This is a genomic window from Providencia sp. CIM-Carb-044 (assembly GCF_033901115.1).
In the GTDB taxonomy this organism is placed as follows: domain Bacteria; phylum Pseudomonadota; class Gammaproteobacteria; order Enterobacterales; family Enterobacteriaceae; genus Providencia; species Providencia hangzhouensis.
Genome location: NZ_JAXADV010000010.1, coordinates 25,092 through 42,737, shown reverse-complemented (window position 1 = coordinate 42,737; position 17,646 = coordinate 25,092). Strand labels below are relative to the sequence as shown.

Annotated in this window: 15 protein-coding genes; 10 read left to right on the top strand and 5 right to left on the bottom strand. The window is 41.9% G+C overall.

Annotated elements, in window-relative coordinates; translation table 11 throughout:
• Nucleotides 1-29: 29 nt before the first annotated feature.
• Nucleotides 30-2,432 (top strand): zinc/cadmium/mercury/lead-transporting ATPase, encoded by a 2,403-nt coding sequence (locus SJ312_RS17315; RefSeq protein WP_153673846.1) that lies wholly within the window; start codon nucleotides 30-32, stop codon nucleotides 2,430-2,432.
• Between the two features lie 198 nt (nucleotides 2,433-2,630).
• Nucleotides 2,631-3,557, top strand: a complete 927-nt coding sequence (locus tag SJ312_RS17310) for an Rpn family recombination-promoting nuclease/putative transposase (protein WP_319868139.1) — start codon at nucleotides 2,631-2,633, stop codon at nucleotides 3,555-3,557.
• A 54-nt stretch (nucleotides 3,558-3,611) separates the two neighbouring features.
• Here SJ312_RS17310 and tusA read toward each other — a convergent pair whose 3' ends face one another.
• On the bottom strand, nucleotides 3,612-3,860 hold the full coding sequence (gene tusA / locus SJ312_RS17305; RefSeq protein WP_004258596.1) for a sulfurtransferase TusA: 249 nt from the start codon (nucleotides 3,858-3,860) through the stop codon (nucleotides 3,612-3,614).
• Nucleotides 3,861-4,028: 168 nt separating this feature from the next.
• Between tusA and SJ312_RS17300 the strand changes: the two genes are divergently transcribed.
• Nucleotides 4,029-4,697: a 7-cyano-7-deazaguanine/7-aminomethyl-7-deazaguanine transporter gene (locus SJ312_RS17300; RefSeq protein ID WP_004258598.1), complete on the top strand. Its 669-nt coding sequence runs from the start codon at nucleotides 4,029-4,031 to the stop codon at nucleotides 4,695-4,697.
• Between the two features lie 94 nt (nucleotides 4,698-4,791).
• On the opposite strand, the gene glpC is transcribed toward SJ312_RS17300, so the two are convergent.
• From glpC to glpA, 3 genes are read right to left on the bottom strand one after another with little or no spacing between them, the layout of a single operon-like run.
• Nucleotides 4,792-5,985, bottom strand: a complete 1,194-nt coding sequence (glpC, locus tag SJ312_RS17295) for an anaerobic glycerol-3-phosphate dehydrogenase subunit GlpC (RefSeq protein ID WP_319868138.1) — start codon at nucleotides 5,983-5,985, stop codon at nucleotides 4,792-4,794.
• On the bottom strand, nucleotides 5,982-7,277 hold the full coding sequence (gene glpB, locus SJ312_RS17290) for a glycerol-3-phosphate dehydrogenase subunit GlpB (protein WP_153673848.1): 1,296 nt from the start codon (nucleotides 7,275-7,277) through the stop codon (nucleotides 5,982-5,984). The genes glpC and glpB overlap by 4 nt, the downstream gene beginning before the upstream one ends.
• Nucleotides 7,267-8,922, bottom strand: a complete 1,656-nt coding sequence (glpA, locus tag SJ312_RS17285) for an anaerobic glycerol-3-phosphate dehydrogenase subunit A (RefSeq protein ID WP_319868137.1) — start codon at nucleotides 8,920-8,922, stop codon at nucleotides 7,267-7,269. Before glpA ends, glpB begins: the two co-directional genes overlap by 11 nt.
• A 436-nt stretch (nucleotides 8,923-9,358) precedes the next feature.
• Here glpA and glpT point away from each other — a divergent pair, with 436 nt between their 5' ends.
• Nucleotides 9,359-10,708, top strand: coding sequence for a glycerol-3-phosphate transporter (gene glpT / locus SJ312_RS17280; RefSeq protein ID WP_036958039.1), 1,350 nt, complete (start codon nucleotides 9,359-9,361; stop codon nucleotides 10,706-10,708).
• A gap of 103 nt (nucleotides 10,709-10,811) precedes the next feature.
• Nucleotides 10,812-11,885, top strand: a complete 1,074-nt coding sequence (gene glpQ, locus SJ312_RS17275) for a glycerophosphodiester phosphodiesterase (RefSeq protein ID WP_004258611.1) — start codon at nucleotides 10,812-10,814, stop codon at nucleotides 11,883-11,885.
• A 69-nt stretch (nucleotides 11,886-11,954) separates the two neighbouring features.
• Here glpQ and epmA read toward each other — a convergent pair whose 3' ends face one another.
• Nucleotides 11,955-12,932, bottom strand: coding sequence for an elongation factor P--(R)-beta-lysine ligase (gene epmA / locus SJ312_RS17270; protein ID WP_004258613.1), 978 nt, complete (start codon nucleotides 12,930-12,932; stop codon nucleotides 11,955-11,957).
• Nucleotides 12,933-13,732: 800 nt separating this feature from the next.
• Here epmA and frdA point away from each other — a divergent pair.
• The 5 genes from frdA (at nucleotide 13,733) to SJ312_RS17245 (ending at nucleotide 17,583) form a co-directional block, all read left to right on the top strand.
• Nucleotides 13,733-15,529 (top strand): fumarate reductase (quinol) flavoprotein subunit, encoded by a 1,797-nt coding sequence (gene frdA, locus SJ312_RS17265; RefSeq protein ID WP_004258614.1) that lies wholly within the window; start codon nucleotides 13,733-13,735, stop codon nucleotides 15,527-15,529.
• Nucleotides 15,522-16,256 (top strand): succinate dehydrogenase/fumarate reductase iron-sulfur subunit, encoded by a 735-nt coding sequence (locus SJ312_RS17260; RefSeq protein WP_004258616.1) that lies wholly within the window; start codon nucleotides 15,522-15,524, stop codon nucleotides 16,254-16,256. Before frdA ends, SJ312_RS17260 begins: the two co-directional genes overlap by 8 nt.
• 14 nt (nucleotides 16,257-16,270) lie before the next feature.
• Entirely contained in the window at nucleotides 16,271-16,666 is a 396-nt protein-coding gene (gene frdC / locus SJ312_RS17255) for a fumarate reductase subunit FrdC (RefSeq protein WP_004258617.1), read from the top strand.
• A gap of 15 nt (nucleotides 16,667-16,681) precedes the next feature.
• Nucleotides 16,682-17,035, top strand: a complete 354-nt coding sequence (gene frdD, locus SJ312_RS17250; RefSeq protein ID WP_004258620.1) for a fumarate reductase subunit FrdD — start codon at nucleotides 16,682-16,684, stop codon at nucleotides 17,033-17,035.
• Nucleotides 17,036-17,355: 320 nt separating this feature from the next.
• Complete coding sequence (locus SJ312_RS17245) at nucleotides 17,356-17,583, top strand: hypothetical protein (protein WP_319868136.1); 228 nt, start codon at nucleotides 17,356-17,358, stop codon at nucleotides 17,581-17,583.
• Nucleotides 17,584-17,646 lie beyond the last annotated feature (63 nt).

Here is a 17,646-nt window from a genome sequence, read left to right as displayed (position 1 = left end):
AGAACACATTGTTTGATAAGGGGGCGCTTATGCACTCACATTCCCATAAAGAAACACATAATCACACAAGTAGCTGCTGCTCTAGCAACAGTTGCTGTTCATCTACTGTAGCGGGCAATAGCCAAAAAGTTAGTGATGACTCACATACTCATGAACATGGTAGTGTGAAGAAACATCCTGACGACGATGAAGGCAGTCACCGGCACAGTGGTGAGTGTCATTCAACTCATGATCACGCCGCCAATGACCATTCTGGTCATGATCACAAACATGGCAATAGCTGCGGGTTAACTGCGGATATCAGCAATGAAGTTGAACCTACCCAAGCGGCAGGCCAGCGCTTTAGCTGGATCATCCGTGGTATGGATTGCCCAAGCTGTGCAAACAAAATTGAAACTGCAGTTAGGCAAATAAGTGAAGTAAAACAAGCCAAAGTGTTATTTGCTACGGAAAAACTGGTGGTTGATGCCAACACCGATATTAGTGTAGCGGTTCGTTCTACCGTTGAAACTGCGGGTTATGAATTACTTGAAGTCGGTGGCAACAGTGCGGCAACTATCGCGCCACCACAAAGCTTACTCAATGAAGCTAAGCCCGTTATTATATTAGCGATTTTAATGGCGATTAGTTGGGGAATTGAGTTTATCAATCCACAGTTGGGTAATATCGCCTTTATTTTAACCACTCTATTTGGGTTATACCCGATCGCACGTAAATCATTGCGCTTAATGCGAACGGGTTCACCTTTTGCTATCGAAACTTTGATGTCCGTTGCCGCAATAGGCGCAATCTTTATTCAAGCAACAGAAGAAGCCGCGATGGTTATCTTACTGTTTATGTTAGGCGAAATGTTGGAATCCTATTCTGCCGGAAGAGCCCGACGAGGGGTTAGCGCCTTAATGGCACTGGTACCAGAAGACGCCGTTTTAATCAAAGATGGGCAAAAAACAACGATTCCTGTTGCGCAATTACGACCAGGAGACATTATTGAGATTGCACCGGGTGGACGTTTACCTACCGATGCGGTGTTAGTGTCAGGTTTTGCCAGCTTTGATGAAAGTGCGTTAACAGGTGAGTCCGTTCCTGTAGAGCGTAATGTCGGTGAAAAGGTGGCTGCAGGCTGCTTATCTGTTGATAGAGCCGTTCAAATGCAGGTGGTATCAGAGCAAGGTCAAAATGCGATTGACCGCATTTTACAGCTAATTGAGGAAGCGGAAGAACGCCGTGCGCCGATAGAACGTTTTATTGACAGCTTTAGCCGGGTTTATACCCCAATCATTATGCTTATTTCAGCACTAGTGATTATTATTCCACCAATATTCTTCAGTGCACCATGGGAGACTTGGATTTACCGAGGTTTAACACTGTTATTAATCGGTTGTCCTTGTGCATTAGTGATTTCAACCCCTGCGGCGATAACGTCTGCACTGGCAACAGCAACACGCCGAGGTGCATTAATTAAAGGCGGTGCGGCACTTGAACAACTGGGCACTATCACGACAATTGCTTTAGATAAAACAGGCACACTCACGGAAGGTAAACCTCATGTCACTGACCTTATTCCTGTAGAAGGCATGACCGAAAGTGAATTAGTCCAAATTACCGCCTCCGTTGAAGTGGGTTCACATCATCCTCTGGCAAAAGCGGTGGTGAATAAAGCAGAGGCGTTATCGTTAGGCATCGTTGAAGCACAAGATCGTAAAGCATTAGCTGGAAAAGGAGTTGAGGGTGTACTTGATGGTAAACGTATACTAGTGAGTGCGCCAAACCGCCTTGATATTCCACTCGATAGTGAATGGCAAAATAAGGTCGAAACATTAGAAGCTGAAGGAAAAACGGTTGTTGTCACACTCGAAAATGACCGCGTAATTGGTTTAACTGCACTGCAAGATACATTGCGCAGCGATGCAGTAGATACGATGAGCATGCTGAAAGCGCTCAATGTGAATGCTGTAATGCTAACAGGCGATAACCCTCGTGCTGCAAGCGCTATCGCGGGCCAATTAGGCATGGAGTACCGCGCAGGGTTATTACCAGAAGATAAAGTGACAGCAGTTATGGCCCTTAATCGTAACCACAGCACAATGATGGTCGGTGATGGTATTAACGATGCTCCTGCAATGAAAGCGTCTAGTATCGGTGTTGCCATGGGTAGTGGTACTGATGTGGCATTAGAGACCGCCGATGCTGCATTAACCCATAACCGTTTGACTGGACTTGCAGAGATTATTGCATTATCTCGTGCGACTCGGAAAATTATTCGTGAAAATATAGCGATTGCCTTGGGGCTAAAAGCAATATTTCTGGTGACCAGTTTATTGGGAATTACCGGGCTTTGGGTCGCCGTACTTGCTGATTCAGGTGCAACAGCACTCGTCACTGCGAACGCTGTACGTTTACTGCGAGTCAAGTTACCTCAAGTGAAAAAATAATTTATACCAATTGATTTAAACGCCACACTTAGTGGCGTTTTTATTTACAACCATTCCAATATTTTGTTGTATTACAATATGTTAAATACAACCTTAATTAGAGAATTAGGACTAACTTTTTCTCCATCAGTCTCAATCTTCGCTAAAATACGTTTTGTAAATAGATTATTTCGGCATGACGTTTAGCAGGTACTTGGCATGGTAAAAAATCACAGTTCAACACCACATGATGCTGCATTTAAAGGGTTTATGTCTAAAATTGATAATGCACGTGATTTTTTTGATATCCATTTACCCGGCCATATTATGCAATTATGTGATTTCAAAACATTAGCGATAACAAACTCTTCTTTCATTGATAACCAGCTACGCACTCGTCTTTCAGATGTTCTCTACACTGTCGAGACACAGCAAGGTGAAGGGTATATTTATATGTTAGTTGAGCACCAATCAACACCAGATAAACTAATGGGTTGGAGAATGATGCATTATGCATTCCTTGCCATGAACCAACATTTACAACAAGGTCATCGTGATCTACCGCTGGTTGTGCCTGTTTTATTTTATCATGGGAAGATAACACCTTATCCATATGCTAAACCATGGACACACTGTTTCCCATGGCCAGAAATTGCATCAAACTTATATAGTCAGCCATTTCCACTCGTTGATATTACTGTTATTGATGATAACGAACTCGTAAATCATCGCAAAGTTGCCGTCATGGAACTCGCAATGAAGCACAGAGACTTAAGAGATAACATAGAAAAAGTCACGCAGCTACTAGCTGAAGCGATGAATCAAAATTATCATCATAGTGATGACATCATCACTATTTTCAACTATTTATTTATTACTATGGATTCACCTCATTTTGAGACAGTGGTTAATCAACTTATATACCAATTAGAAAATAACCAAGAGGCTATTATGAACATCGCGCAACGATTAAAAAATCAAGGGTTACAAGAGGGAATTGATATTGGTGTAAATAGAGGCATTGATATTGGAGCAAACAAAAAACAACATGAAGTTGCACTTAAAGGTTTGCAACTTGGTACAAGTATTGAACTTATCTGCCAACTTACTGGGTTAAGCTATCAGGAAGTATTAAGCCTACAATAATATCCCTACCTCTTGGCAGGGATTAACATACAAAAAGAAATTAGCTAGTAACAACTAGCTCGATTTTTTACGCAACAAATAACGATATGGTGCGTTGTCAGCCTCTACTGCTAATAAATCATGCTCCATAAAGCGGCAAAAACCTGGGATATCACGTGTGGTTGCTGGGTCATCAGCAATAATTAACAACGTTTCACCATCGGCCATGTTACGAACCGTTTTACGCACTAACATCACAGGCTCAGGGCAACGCAGACCTAGTGTATCAAGGGTTTTCGTTGGGTTAGCAAATAAATCAGACATTAAAAAACACTTCTAAAAGGGATCAATAGACTGATTATATAATAAAATATCCATTGATAAATGAACAGTTTTGCATTTGTTGCGCAACAAGAGTATGATGCGCTGCTCCCAAGTGTTGGGATGTATTTCATGGGTTCCCTCACCCCATTGTGACTAAAAAGGTACAATATGTTTGATTTTACTGCGCAGCAAAAAGCCACTGCGTTAATTTGGCTTTCGTTATTTCATATTTTAATCATTACTTCTAGTAACTACCTCGTGCAGTTGCCAATTAATATTTTTGGCTTCCATACCACTTGGGGTGCGTTTACTTTTCCATTTATTTTCTTAGCTACTGATTTAACCGTTCGTATTTATGGCGCGCCGCTTGCACGCAGAATTATCACTGCAGTTATGCTGCCCGCATTACTGATTTCATACGTTATTTCAGCTTTATATTTCCAAGGTGAATGGCAAGGTTTTACCGCATTATCTGAATTTAACTTATTTGTAGCACGTATTGCCGCAGCGAGTTTTATGGCTTATGTACTGGGTCAAATATTAGATGTCAGTGTTTTCAATCGATTACGCCAAAATGCACGTTGGTATGTAGCACCTGCCTGTGCAATGTTCTTTGGTAACTTGATTGACACTATCGCCTTTTTCTTTATTGCTTTTTTCCGCAGTAGCGATCCATTTATGGCTGCAAATTGGGTAGAGATTGCTTTAGTTGACTATGTCTTTAAGCTACTTATTTGCATGCTATTTTTCTTGCCTGCTTATGGTGTGCTTTTGAACTTTATCTTGAAGTCTTTCTTTGCAAACTCAGATAAAAAACAGTTAGCCAATCAACACTAAAAACAAAAAAAGGAGATAGCTAAATGCTATCTCCAAATAAGTTTAACTGAGCTACAACAAAAAATAACAACCCTACAATTCGATAAGTAACAGATCACAAAGCTTTTGCTAGAAGTGAAATTGGGTGCTCACACTTCTTACTCGTCGACATCTCAATCTGCCACTTACAAGTTTCGCAGTCTGTAATCACCATGTCCGCACCACTTTCTTCAATTTGACGGAACAGCCCTGCCCCTATTCCTTGAGAAACCTCATAGTTTTCTTTTTTGAAACCATAGGTTCCTGCGATACCACAACATTGTGAATCCAACACAATTAGCTCAACCCCTGGTACACGTTTAATTAACTCTAACGTATAGGAAGTCCACCCCATTTTTTCCATATGGCATGGTGTGTGATAAGCCACTTTTAAAGGCGTATGTTTCAGTTTGAGTTCACGCCCTTCTTCAAGTAAACGATAAATATAACGCGTTGCGAGCTCAATGTTATCCCTCATTGCAGAAGTATCAACATCAAGTACATGCGTATATTCATCACGGATGGTAAACGTACAGGTTGATGAAGTTGCAACAACAGATACATGTTTTTCAAGGATAGTTTCTTGCAATGACTCTAAATTAACATTGGCTTGGCGCTTCGCCTGTTTCATAAAGCCATTGGCTATTAATGCCACACCACAACATTTTTCACGTTTAAGTAGCTGAACACCAATATTCATGCCGTTAAAGACTTTAATTAAGTCTTTACCTAATTGAGGATGGTTATAATTCACATAACAGCCATGGAAGAACGCAACTTGCTCTTCAAATTTAGCTTGTTCAGCGGCTTGTTTTGCATACCAACGGCGGAAAGTCCCAAACGAATATTTAGGTAATTCACGGCGGTGGTCTATTTTCAATGCTTTATCAAGGATTTGACGTACAGGTTTTAACCCTGTAATAGTATTGACAACTGGTGCAAATGGCGTCGATAACGACCCCATTAAATCTGTATGGCTGAGAATAGCATCACGAATTTTAGGTTTCTGTTGGCTGTAAGTATTACGCGCACGAGCAATAATATCGCCAATCTTCACATCTGATGGACAAGCGACTTCGCAACGCTTGCAGTTTGTACAATATTTCAACGCTTCGTCATACAGCATCGGATCTTTTAAGCGTAAACGCTCACCGTCTGGCCCTGCTTGCTTAGGACCAGGATACAGAGGATTAACCTTTGCAACAGGGCAATAAGTGGTACACACAGTGCATTTAATACAGCTTTCAAAGCTTGCATCTTGAATACTCATTGTGCCACCTCCACCTGCATAGTTTTATTCTTACTCAGTTCATTAATAATTTCATTAGCGGCATATAATGCGCTAATTATCGATACGCCCGCACCACAACCTTGAGTGAGAGGGTCAAAACCGCCTAAAACAGCGCCGGCTACATAAAGATTAGAAATGGCTTTCCCCTCTTTTTGTGCGCGTAGTTTTTCATCGGTTTTCACACCAAAAGCCATATAGGGCTGGGAAGCGAAAAACTCTTTGTTAGTCCATTTTGCACGTTCTGAAATTTCACACAGGTCCAATTGCATCAAAGGCTCATAGACACGGTCAAACTCTGCCACCAAACCATTATTAAAAAAGCTTCCCGTCGCCAGAACAAAATGCTTAGCTTTTAAAGAGATATCGCCATGATTACGAGTCTGGACAGATTCAATTCGGCCATCAACACAATTCACAGCGGTAACTTTATCACCAGGCATCACAATTCCACCTTGGCGACGGAACTGACGCAGTAACATTTCATGCAAACGAATCCCCAATAGCGAAGGAGGAAGAGTCGGTAGTAAAAATAATGGCTTACCTAAGCTCATTTGTAATTCATGTAAAGGTTCATCACTATCGAGTCCGATACAGGCTGGCATAAAAATCGCCTCTGCATCTGTGACCAACGGAGAAATTTCAGCAACCATTTGTGCCATATTTTCTGGTCTATCAAGCCAACGAGCAACATTAACCGCTCTAAACTCACTCGGGTTTTCTCTTAATCGGTCTAATAATGGTAAATGCACATAATGCGATGTTGCTTGTAACCCCTCACGTTGTAGCTCATCAGCCACCATCTGAGGTTGAAAATCCAAGAAACCTTCGATACCAACCACAGCAATCTTGCTAACATCCATTTTATGGTGCAAACCGACAGTCGGAACAGACTCAGGACTAAGCCAAGTCATCCGTTTATGGCCCAGAGGTGTAATACGATAATGGTTTTCTTCACAAGAGCCTTTTAAATGAACTCCTGCTTGCTGCAATATTGACTGAGCCATATGCACTAGCTCAGTAACTTGCGTCTTTCCGATTAAACTATAAGGGTGTGCTGGCGCCTGTTCCTTTAGCGCATCAAGCATTTCTAGTGGTTTTTCAGCCACTTGTCCATTTGGTAAATGGGTTAATAAATCCAAGGAGCCTGATGAAAAATGTAATGCATTTTGCCCTGCACTAACAATTGCACAAGATAGACCAGACTGGGTCAAACGGATACCGCTCATTAATCCAGCTAAACCGCCGCCCATTACCACTACATCATATTTCATTGTCCGCCTCCTTCTGTGCATCCTTGCCAAGTGTCGCTTCATTCATGCCACATAACCCGTGATATACCCAGCTGGTAAATTCACTTTCACGCAATGCGTCACCCCAAGCAATTGGACGTACACCTTTCCAACGTTCATTAAGGAAGTGACTCAGTTGTTGCTCTGTTTCATGAGGCGTTGTGACATTAAAACGATTGAGTAACCCCGCAGCACGGCAAGCACATAATTCACCTTGGCAAGTTCCCATCCCCACACGAGTACGACGCCTTAAATCAAGTAAATTATTCACCGTTAATGAATTAACGGCATAGCGTACTTCACCAGCAGTAACGGCTTCACACTCACAAACTAAACTTTTATCGAGCCTATCCGTACTGAGAATTGCAGAAGCCCTGTCACCATGACGGTAAACCGCTGAGCCACGAATAGGGGCTGGGATAGAAACAACATTGCGTAAGGCTTCTTCTGCACTATGTTGCGAGCCCGGTAGTGGCGCTTCTGCTGTTGTACACTTGGCACTGTGGCCTAATTTTTCACAAACTTTATCAGTAGCCCACTCAGCCATCAGACGATATGTCATTAACTTACCACCAGTGATAGTGATAAACCCTTCTAAGCCATCGCGTTTAGCATGGTCTAACAGCACAATACCGCGGCTGACATTACGCCCTGATGGGTCATCATCACTGGCAACTAATGGCCGAACACCTGCATATGCACGTAAAATGCGTGTTGTTGCAAGTGCTGGTGATAGCATTGAACCTTCACGAATAAGAATATCCACCTCTTCAGGGGTGACATACATATTATCAATTTGGTCATATTCAATATGAGTCGATGTGGTCCCAATCAGGGAAATCGTATCGCCGGGAACTAAAATATCGGCATCTGCAGGTTTGCGGCAACGGTTTATCACCATGTTGTTCAAGCGATGGCCTAAAATTAATAGCGCCCCTTTCGCAGGGAACATTTTAATTTTTAATTCGCCATACTCTGCGATTTTTTGCCCCCAGATCCCGCCTGCATTGACGACAATTTCCGCGTAAATATCATATTGCTTCTTGGCGTGGTGATCATAAACCGTCACGCCACATACGGTGTCGCCATCACGAATCATACCAATAACTTCATGATAAGTTAACACTTTCGCGCCATGCTCTCTGGCATCTAACATATTTGCCGCAGTCAAACGGAATGGGTCAACCGTGCCATCAGGAACACGAACCGCACCTATTAGATGTGGGTTAACAGAAGGTTCAAGGCGAATAGCCTCTTTGGGGTCAATTGCAGTCGCATCAATACCCGCAGCTTGGCAAGCCGTAATGAATTGTTGCTGATACTCTAAGCTGTCTTCAGGTAAAGTAATAAACAAACCATCAGTTCGCTCTATACAGTGATGCGCGATACGTTTTAAAATCTTGTTCTCTTCTATACATTCTCTGGCGGATTCACCATCTGTGACTGCATAACGCGCGCCACTATGAAGTAACCCATGGTTACGCCCTGTCGCGCCAGTCGCAATATCATGCCTTTCGAGTAAAACAGTTCTTAGACCTCGGCGAGCGCAGTCACGAGCGACTCCTGCACCTGTTGCGCCACCACCAATAATGATGACATCCGTCTCAGTCACAGATGAGCCATTCATGTCGCATTCCTCACATTAATAAACATTTCTATAATCGATAAGTATAGATTCTATTTTTATAATCTATTATTAAATATAGCCCAGAAACGCGATCAATGTTTGATAAGGAACAAAAACGAAAGCAATTGATGCATATTCAGTGTTCAAAAGAACAAAATCGTGATGAGAATCACAAAATAATTAACATTTCTAGTTCCATTCTATTCACAAATGTCATTTACTATGCAACTTCATAAACAAAATCAATAATTGTGCGTTGGATTACAGATAAATTGTTTTTTAACGACTACAATTTAGAGCAATTAAGAAAATAAAGACTCTTAAATTACTCGATTACTTTCGTTTTTGTTACTTCACCAATAATAAACACTCAATATTTCTCTGAAATAGAGAAATGGAAGTGTAAATAAAAATTAGCATGCCATCGGAGGCGTATATGTTAAGCATTTTTAAACCAGCACCTCATATAGAGAGGCTGCCAGCGGATAAGATAGATCCTGTCTATCGTAAGCTTCGCTGGCAGATCTTCATGGGTATTTTCTTTGGTTACGCAGCGTATTATCTAGTCCGAAAGAACTTTGCGTTAGCGATGCCATATCTTGTTGAACAAGGTTTCTCTAAAGGTGACCTTGGTTTTGCATTATCAGGGATCTCAATTGCTTACGGATTTTCTAAATTTATCATGGGGTCGTTTTCCGACCGTGCAAACCCGCGTTATTTCTTACCAGCAGGTTTGATTCTCGCCTCCGCAGTGATGTTAATTATGGGCTTCGTACCATGGGCAACATCAAGCATCATGGTAATGTTCGTATTACTGTTCCTTTGTGGTTGGTTCCAAGGTATGGGTTGGCCTCCTTGTGGGCGTACCATGGTTCACTGGTGGTCACAAAAAGAACGTGGCGGTATCGTTTCGGTTTGGAACTGTGCACACAACGTCGGTGGTGGTATCCCTCCATTACTGTTCATGTTAGGTATGGCATGGTTTAACGACTGGAAAGCTGCGCTGTATATGCCTGCATTGGCTGCTATCCTTGTTGCAATCATTGCATTTGCGTTAATGCGCGACACCCCGCAATCTTGTGGTCTTCCTCCAATTGAAGAGTACAAAAACGACTATCCAACTGACTATAAAGCATCAGATGAGCAAGAGTTAACTGCAAAAGAAATCTTCATGAAGTATGTTTTCCCTAACAAACTATTATGGATGATTGCGATTGCGAACGTGTTCGTTTACTTACTGCGTTATGGTGTTTTGGACTGGTCTCCAACTTACCTGCGTGAAGTTAAACACTTCGCAATGGACAAATCTTCATGGGCTTACTTCTTATATGAATACGCAGGTATCCCAGGTACGTTACTGTGTGGTTGGATGTCGGATAAAGTCTTCCGTGGTAACCGTGGAGCCACTGGTGTGTTCTTCATGGTTCTGGTAACCATTGCAACTATCGTGTTCTGGATGAACCCAGCTGGTAACCCAAATGTTGATATGGCATGTATGTTGATCATCGGTTTCCTAATCTATGGTCCTGTTATGTTGATTGGTTTGCACGCCCTTGAACTTGCACCGAAAAAAGCAGCAGGTACAGCCGCAGGATTCACAGGCTTGTTCGGCTACCTCGGTGGTTCTGTAGCAGCAAGTGCTATCGTTGGTTATACCGTAGACTACTTCGGTTGGGACGGTGGCTTCGCAGTCATGATCGGTGGTTCAGCACTGGCCGTTGTTCTACTGTTTATCGTGATGTTGAGCGAAAGCAAACATAAACGCGAATTAGCAAACTCACAATAAACATTCATCAAATGTTCATTGTTAATCGCTAGACTCGTGGGCTATATCAAAAAATGATGTAGCCCATTTTTTTACCCAAATAAAGTGCCAAGGAGATATAATCATGAGCTTTCCATTAAAAACATTGGTGGCTAGTATGGTTTTAGTGATGTCAGTGTCTGCTGTAGCTCAAGCTTCAAGTAAAGTTGTCATTGCACATCGTGGTGCAAGTGGTTACTTACCGGAACATACCCTACCTGCAAAAGCAATGGCTTACGCACAAGGTGCTGATTTTCTTGAGCAAGATTTAGTTATGACGAAAGATAACGAGCTCGTGGTCTTACATGACCATTATCTCGATCGCGTGACAGATGTTGCTGAACGTTTCCCTGACCGCGCTCGTAAAGATGGCCGTTACTATGCGATTGACTTTACCCTTGATGAAATCAAATCACTCAATTTTACAGAAGGATTTGATATTGTTGATGGTAAAAAAGTGCAAAGCTATCCGAACCGCTTCCCAATGGGCAAATCAGACTTCCGCGTTCATACTTTCCAAGAAGAGATTGAATTTGTTCAGGGATTAAACAAGTCAACGGGTAAGAATATTGGTATCTACCCAGAAATTAAAGCCCCTTGGTTCCACTTACAAGAAGGCAAAGATATCACCAAAAAAACACTCGAAGTCCTTAAAGAGTATGGCTATACCACCAAGGATTCCAACGTTTATCTACAGTCATTTGACCCTAATGACCTAAAACGTATCAAAAATACCTTGATGCCAGAAATGGGAATGGATCTTAAATTAATTCAATTGATTGCTTACACCGATTGGAATGAAACTCAAGAGCAAAAACCTGACGGAACTTGGGTTAATTACAATTATGATTGGATGATGAAACCCGGCGCCATGAAAGAAATTGCGACCTATGCAGATGGTATTGGCCCTGACTATCATATGCTAATTAGTGAAGAATCCACGCCAACTAATATCAAAGTGAATGGCATGGTTAAAGAAGCTCATGATAACAAAATGGCAGTTCATCCGTTCACTATCCGTGTTGATAAGCTGCCAAAATACGCCAAAGATGGGCAACAGCTTTATGACATTATTTATAACCAAGCCGATGTCGATGGCGCCTTCACAGACTTCCCTGACTTAGGGGTTAAGTTCTTGGAACAGCAGAAGCAAAAATAGTTTTCTGAACCAAAAACAAGAATGCAGCCATTTCATTTGGCTGCATTCTCTTCAAGTTAACCGTCTTAGTTAAGCAATAGTGACAGGGAATGCGATCACATCACTGATCTTGTCTGCATTTAATGCAATCATTATCAGCCTATCAACCCCAACTGCTACACCAGAACAATCGGGTAAACCATGCTCTAAAGCCGCCAATAAGTGCTCATCAATAGGCGCAGTAGGTAGCCCCATTGCCGCACGCTTACGGTTGTCTTGTTCAAATCGCTGGCGTTGTTCGCTTGCATCGGTGAGTTCATGGAAACCATTCGCCAGTTCCATCCCTTTATAATACACCTCAAAACGCTCAGCTACGCGGTGGTCTTCCGTGCTAATCACCGCAAGAGAAGCTTGAGTCGCAGGGAAATGATACACGACTGCAGGCTTTTCTTTACCAATATGAGGCTCAACGCCCATGGTAAATAGCAGTTGAAGTAAGGTATCTTTATCTTCTTCCTGATCCGCGATATTGCTCAAATCTAAACGGGCTGCAACCTCACGTAATTCGCTTTTTTCAGCGGACAGCGGGTCAATATCCAAATAACGTAAAAACGCTTGTTGGTAAGAAAGTAGCTCTGCACTCTCACATTCTAAAACTTGTTGCAGTAAATCATCCACTTCATTAATCAAACGATACATATCAAAATGCGGACGATACCACTCTAACATGGTAAATTCAGGGTTATGATGTCGCCCTGCTTCTTCATTTCTAAAGCTACGACCTAACTGATAGATAGGGCCACTACCTGCCGCTAATAAGCGTTTCATGTGGTATTCAGGGCTAGTCATTAAATATAAATTAATGCCCTGTGCCGCACCAGGACCCACAAAACGCGTTTCAAATGGAACAAGATGAATGTCAGTGACTGTTGCCTGACTCATTGCGGGGGTTTCGACTTCAAGTACACAGCGATCAGTAAAAAAACGTCTGACTTCCGCAATTATTTTTGCGCGCTGTAACAGGTTAGCGATGGGGGCGGTTGGCTGCCAATTCGCTATATCACTCATTAAGATAACTCCAAAATAAACTTAGTCGTGCAGTGTACCCACCTCACTTGCAACACACAATGCATTTACACTGATAATGCACATTTATCTGGGCGTAAGTACTTGTAACTGTCGACATGATGAGTAAGTAGAGATAACCAGATTATCTCTTGCTTTATACGATTAGGCAAAGCCTTTACTTTGAGCTATACATCGAGTTAATGAGGAAAGATAAAGAAAATAGTCAGAAACATGATTATTTCTTATGTTATGTGACATAACTGTTACTAAAAAAGCGAAACGATTCGCTTTCTCAATCTATTTTAAAATTTTCTCTTCGAAATTGAACTTCTTCTAAAAATAAATAGTGAGACTCCTCGCAAATTAGCATTCAATATGAATGAAACTCTTCAGCTATAATAATAGTATTATTCACTTATTATAGGTAAAACCTGACTAATTCCCTTGGTTTTATACACTAAAATTTTATGTAAATTTAATGATAATTATTTGAAATTCCTTTTTATTCGATGTTAACAGCCTAGAAAATCGAGCAATGTAAAAACAATTTATAAAAAGAAGATCTACCTCACACTTTATCGCTAAATTTGGCCAAAACCCCCCTCTATATCAAATTTATCTTGAGTACTATTCGCTATAATTCACAGCATGATAAGTCATTATTAGCTATTATATTATTTACTATTAAAAAACAGATATTTCGTAGTTTAGCTTTAAGTTGAACTGAAAATGACGTAGCTAATTATCAAAAGTATTTAAAAGAATTTATCAATTTTACACTTGAACAATGGAGAAGCGCAGTGCAAACCTTCAATGCCGATTTAGCGATTATCGGGGCCGGGGGCGCAGGCTTACGTGCAGCAATTGCTGCCGCTGAAGCAAATCCCAATATCAAGATTGCTCTGGTCTCAAAAGTATACCCAATGCGTAGTCACACTGTGGCCGCAGAGGGGGGATCAGCAGCAGTTACTCAGGCTCATGACTCCTATGACTATCATTTTAATGATACTGTAGCTGGTGGGGACTGGCTGTGTGAGCAAGATGTTGTCGACTATTTTGTCGAACACTGCCCAACAGAAATGACCCAACTAGAGCTATGGGGCTGCCCGTGGAGCCGTAAACCAGATGGTTCAGTTAACGTTCGCCGTTTTGGTGGAATGAAAATTGAGCGTACGTGGTTTGCTGCTGATAAAACTGGCTTCCACATGCTCCATACCCTGTTCCAAACTTCATTAAAATATCCACAAATCCAACGTTTTGACGAACATTTTGTTCTCGATATCATTGTTGATGAAGGCCAAGTCCGTGGTCTTGTCGCGTTAAATATGATGGAAGGAACAAAAGTCCAGATCCGTGCTAATGCCATCGTGATGGCAACTGGCGGTGCTGGACGCGTTTATCGCTACAATACCAATGGCGGTATTGTAACCGGTGATGGTATGGGTATCGCATTCCGCCATGGCGTGCCGCTGCGTGATATGGAATTTGTTCAATATCACCCAACTGGGTTACCGGGTTCTGGTATCTTAATGACCGAAGGTTGTCGTGGTGAGGGGGGGATCCTTGTCAATAAAGACGGCTATCGCTATCTGCAAGACTACGGAATGGGGCCTGAAACTCCACTGGGTAAACCTGAAAATAAATATATGGAACTGGGTCCACGTGACAAAGTTTCCCAAGCGTTCTGGCACGAATGGCGTGCAGGTCGCACCATCAGTACCCACCGCGGTGATGTTGTTTACTTAGATCTTCGCCACCTTGGCGCAGAAAAACTGCATGAGCGTTTACCATTTATTTGTGAATTGGCGAAAGCCTACGTGGGTGTTGACCCAGTAACAGACCCAATTCCTGTTCGCCCAACCGCTCACTACACCATGGGTGGTATCGAAACGGATCAACGCACAGAAACACGCATCAAAGGCCTATTTGCTGTCGGTGAGTGTTCTTCTGTTGGCTTGCACGGTGCAAACCGTTTAGGTTCTAACTCATTAGCTGAATTAGTCGTATTTGGTCGTCTGGCAGGTGAAGAAGCTGCTCGCCATGCTGCTGAAGCAACACCAGCCAATGCAAATGCTATCGAAGCCCGTACTCGTGATATCGAAGCTGACCTCAGCAAGCTCATGAACCAAAAAGGGAAAGAGAGCTGGTCGAAAATTCGCGACGAAATGGGTATTTCAATGGAAGAAGGCTGCGGTATCTACCGTACTCCTGAATTAATGCAAAAAACCGTTGATAAAATTGCTGAGCTGAAAGAACGCTTCAAACATGTCGAAATTACCGACCATAGCAGCGTATTTAATACTGACCTACTGTACACCATTGAATTAGGCTTTGGCCTTGATGTGGCGGAATGTATGGCTCACTCTGCAATCAACCGTAAAGAATCACGTGGTGCACACCAACGTCTCGATGAAGGCTGTACTGAGCGTGATGATGTTAATTTCCTTAAACATACTTTGGCATTCTATAACCCAGAGGGCTCCCCTCGTTTAGAATACAGTGACGTGAAAATCACGAAATCTCAGCCAGCTAAACGTGTTTACGGTGCCGAAGCTGAAGCTCAAGATAAGGCGAAGAAGGAGCAAGCTAATGGATGATATGAAACACCTAAAAATGGAGATCATGCGTTACAATCCGGAAACGGATAGTGAGCCCCATTTGGTGACGTATGATGTCCCTTACGACGAGCAAACTTCTTTGTTAGATGCGTTAGGCTATATCAAAGATAATCTCGCTCCAGACCTGTCTTACCGCTGGTCCTGTCGTATGGCGATTTGTGGTTCTTGTGGCATGATGGTGGATAAAGTGCCTAAACTGGCTTGTAAAACATTCCTGCGTGAATACCCGCAAGGCATGAAAGTTGAGCCATTAGGTAACTTCCCAATCGAGCGCGACCTTGTTGTTGATATGACTCACTTTATTGAGCGTTTAGAGGCGATCAAACCGTACATTATCGGTAATGACCGTAAACCTTCTGAAGGCCCAAATAAGCAAACGCCTGCCCAGATGGCGAAATACCATCAATTCTCAGGCTGTATCAACTGTGGTCTGTGCTATGCAGCTTGCCCACAATTTGGACTGAACCCAGAGTTCATCGGTCCAGCCGCGATTACATTGGCAGAGCGCTACAATTTAGATAACCGAGACCATGGTGCGAAAGAACGCATGACCTTGTTAAACGGTGACAATGGTGTCTGGAGTTGTACGTTTGTAGGCTACTGCTCTGAAGTCTGTCCTAAGCATGTCGACCCTGCGGGTGCGATCCAACAAGGTAAAGTTGCCAGTGCGCAAGACTTTGTTATCGCCATGCTGAAGCCACGATAAGGAGAATTGAAGTCATGACAACAAAACGTAAACCCTATGTAAGGGAAATGAAGGGCGATTGGTGGCAAAAGCTAGGTTTTTACCGCTTTTATATCATGCGTGAAAGTACTTCAGTCCTTCAAGTCTGGTTTAGTATCTTAGTCCTATATGGGGTATTTGCACTCAAGAGTGGCCCTGAATCATGGGCTGGCTTTGTTGGGTTCTTAAGTAACCCAATCATTCTTATCATTAACATTATTACTTTGGCAGCAACATTATTGCACACCACCACGTGGTTTAATCTTGCACCAAAAGCCGTCAGTATTATTGTGAAAGATAAGAAAATGTCTGATGAGCCTATCGTTAAAGGCTTCTGGGCTCTCACGATTGTTGTTACGGCAGCAATCTTAGCTATCGCATTATTATTTTAATCTAAGGAGAATCTGATGAATCTAACGCCTAAACGTTCCGATGAGCCGATTTTCTGGGGATTATTTGGTGCCGGTGGTATGTGGAGCGCCGTCATTGGCCCTGCAATCATCATTCTGTTAGGGATTTTAATTCCTCTCGGCGTTGCACCAGAAATGCTTAGCTATGAGCGCATTATGGCATTTAGCCAAAGCTTTATTGGCCGCGTATTCTTATTACTGATGATTATTTTGCCAGTTTGGTGTGGTATGCACCGTATTCACCATACGCTGCACGATTTTAAAATCCACGTCCCTGCGACGAAATGGGTTTTTTACGGTGGTTCAGCAATCATTAGTGTAATTGCAATTATTGGTGTATTCACACTGTAATTGCAAAATAAAATAAATCTAAATACCCCATTGTCATTGGCACTGGGGTATTTTTTTATCGAGCAAAACCATTTTATATGACGAATAAATATATCTAATCATTAAATAAAACAAAAATAACTGTTTTTATTACTCTATTTGGCACATTTAAAACAGTTTAAAGGTGAATATTCGACATACAAAACACATTCAGATTAACCTGAGACTTCACTGATATTGCTCTTGTTATGATTATCTTCGATTAATAATAAATTATTTCATAAATATCAATATATTAAATTAATTTTTATTGATATTTTTCATGGTAAGAGAAAATTAAAATGAAACTTAAAACCTTTATTTTTTCACTCGTTATGTCTAGCGCTTTTATATTACCCTTTCAAGCAGATTCATTTACGGTTAAGGAAGAACAAGCTAACCAAATACCAACAGAGATGGATTTATATAATGATTGCATAAAATCAAGCAAATATACCTATTTACCAAACCCAGGGGAACCTCAGTCTTCTGTTAACAAAAAACGGGCGAAAATTAAAGCTGCTACGTAGAAAAAATGTAAATGTACTGCCCCGCGTGAATATAAACTTCTAAAAGATGTGATAGGCAATGAC

Bases quoted from the DNA above. Each gene is read 5' to 3' on its own strand.
- glpB (WP_153673848.1), bottom strand. From the start codon at position 7,277: ATGAAATATGATGTAGTGGTAATGGGCGGCGGTTTAGCTGGATTAATG.
- glpA (WP_319868137.1), bottom strand. From the start codon at position 8,922: ATGAATGGCTCATCTGTGACTGAGACGGATGTCATCATTATTGGTGGT.
- frdD (WP_004258620.1), top strand. From the start codon at position 16,682: ATGAATCTAACGCCTAAACGTTCCGATGAGCCGATTTTCTGGGGATTA.
- SJ312_RS17245 (WP_319868136.1), top strand. From the start codon at position 17,356: ATGAAACTTAAAACCTTTATTTTTTCACTCGTTATGTCTAGCGCTTTT.
- epmA (WP_004258613.1), bottom strand. From the start codon at position 12,932: ATGAGTGATATAGCGAATTGGCAGCCAACCGCCCCCATCGCTAACCTG.
- frdC (WP_004258617.1), top strand. From the start codon at position 16,271: ATGACAACAAAACGTAAACCCTATGTAAGGGAAATGAAGGGCGATTGG.
- SJ312_RS17300 (WP_004258598.1), top strand. From the start codon at position 4,029: ATGTTTGATTTTACTGCGCAGCAAAAAGCCACTGCGTTAATTTGGCTT.
- glpC (WP_319868138.1), bottom strand. From the start codon at position 5,985: ATGAGTATTCAAGATGCAAGCTTTGAAAGCTGTATTAAATGCACTGTG.
- tusA (WP_004258596.1), bottom strand. From the start codon at position 3,860: ATGTCTGATTTATTTGCTAACCCAACGAAAACCCTTGATACACTAGGT.
- SJ312_RS17260 (WP_004258616.1), top strand. From the start codon at position 15,522: ATGGATGATATGAAACACCTAAAAATGGAGATCATGCGTTACAATCCG.
- SJ312_RS17310 (WP_319868139.1), top strand. From the start codon at position 2,631: ATGGTAAAAAATCACAGTTCAACACCACATGATGCTGCATTTAAAGGG.
- glpT (WP_036958039.1), top strand. From the start codon at position 9,359: ATGTTAAGCATTTTTAAACCAGCACCTCATATAGAGAGGCTGCCAGCG.
- SJ312_RS17315 (WP_153673846.1), top strand. From the start codon at position 30: ATGCACTCACATTCCCATAAAGAAACACATAATCACACAAGTAGCTGC.
- glpQ (WP_004258611.1), top strand. From the start codon at position 10,812: ATGAGCTTTCCATTAAAAACATTGGTGGCTAGTATGGTTTTAGTGATG.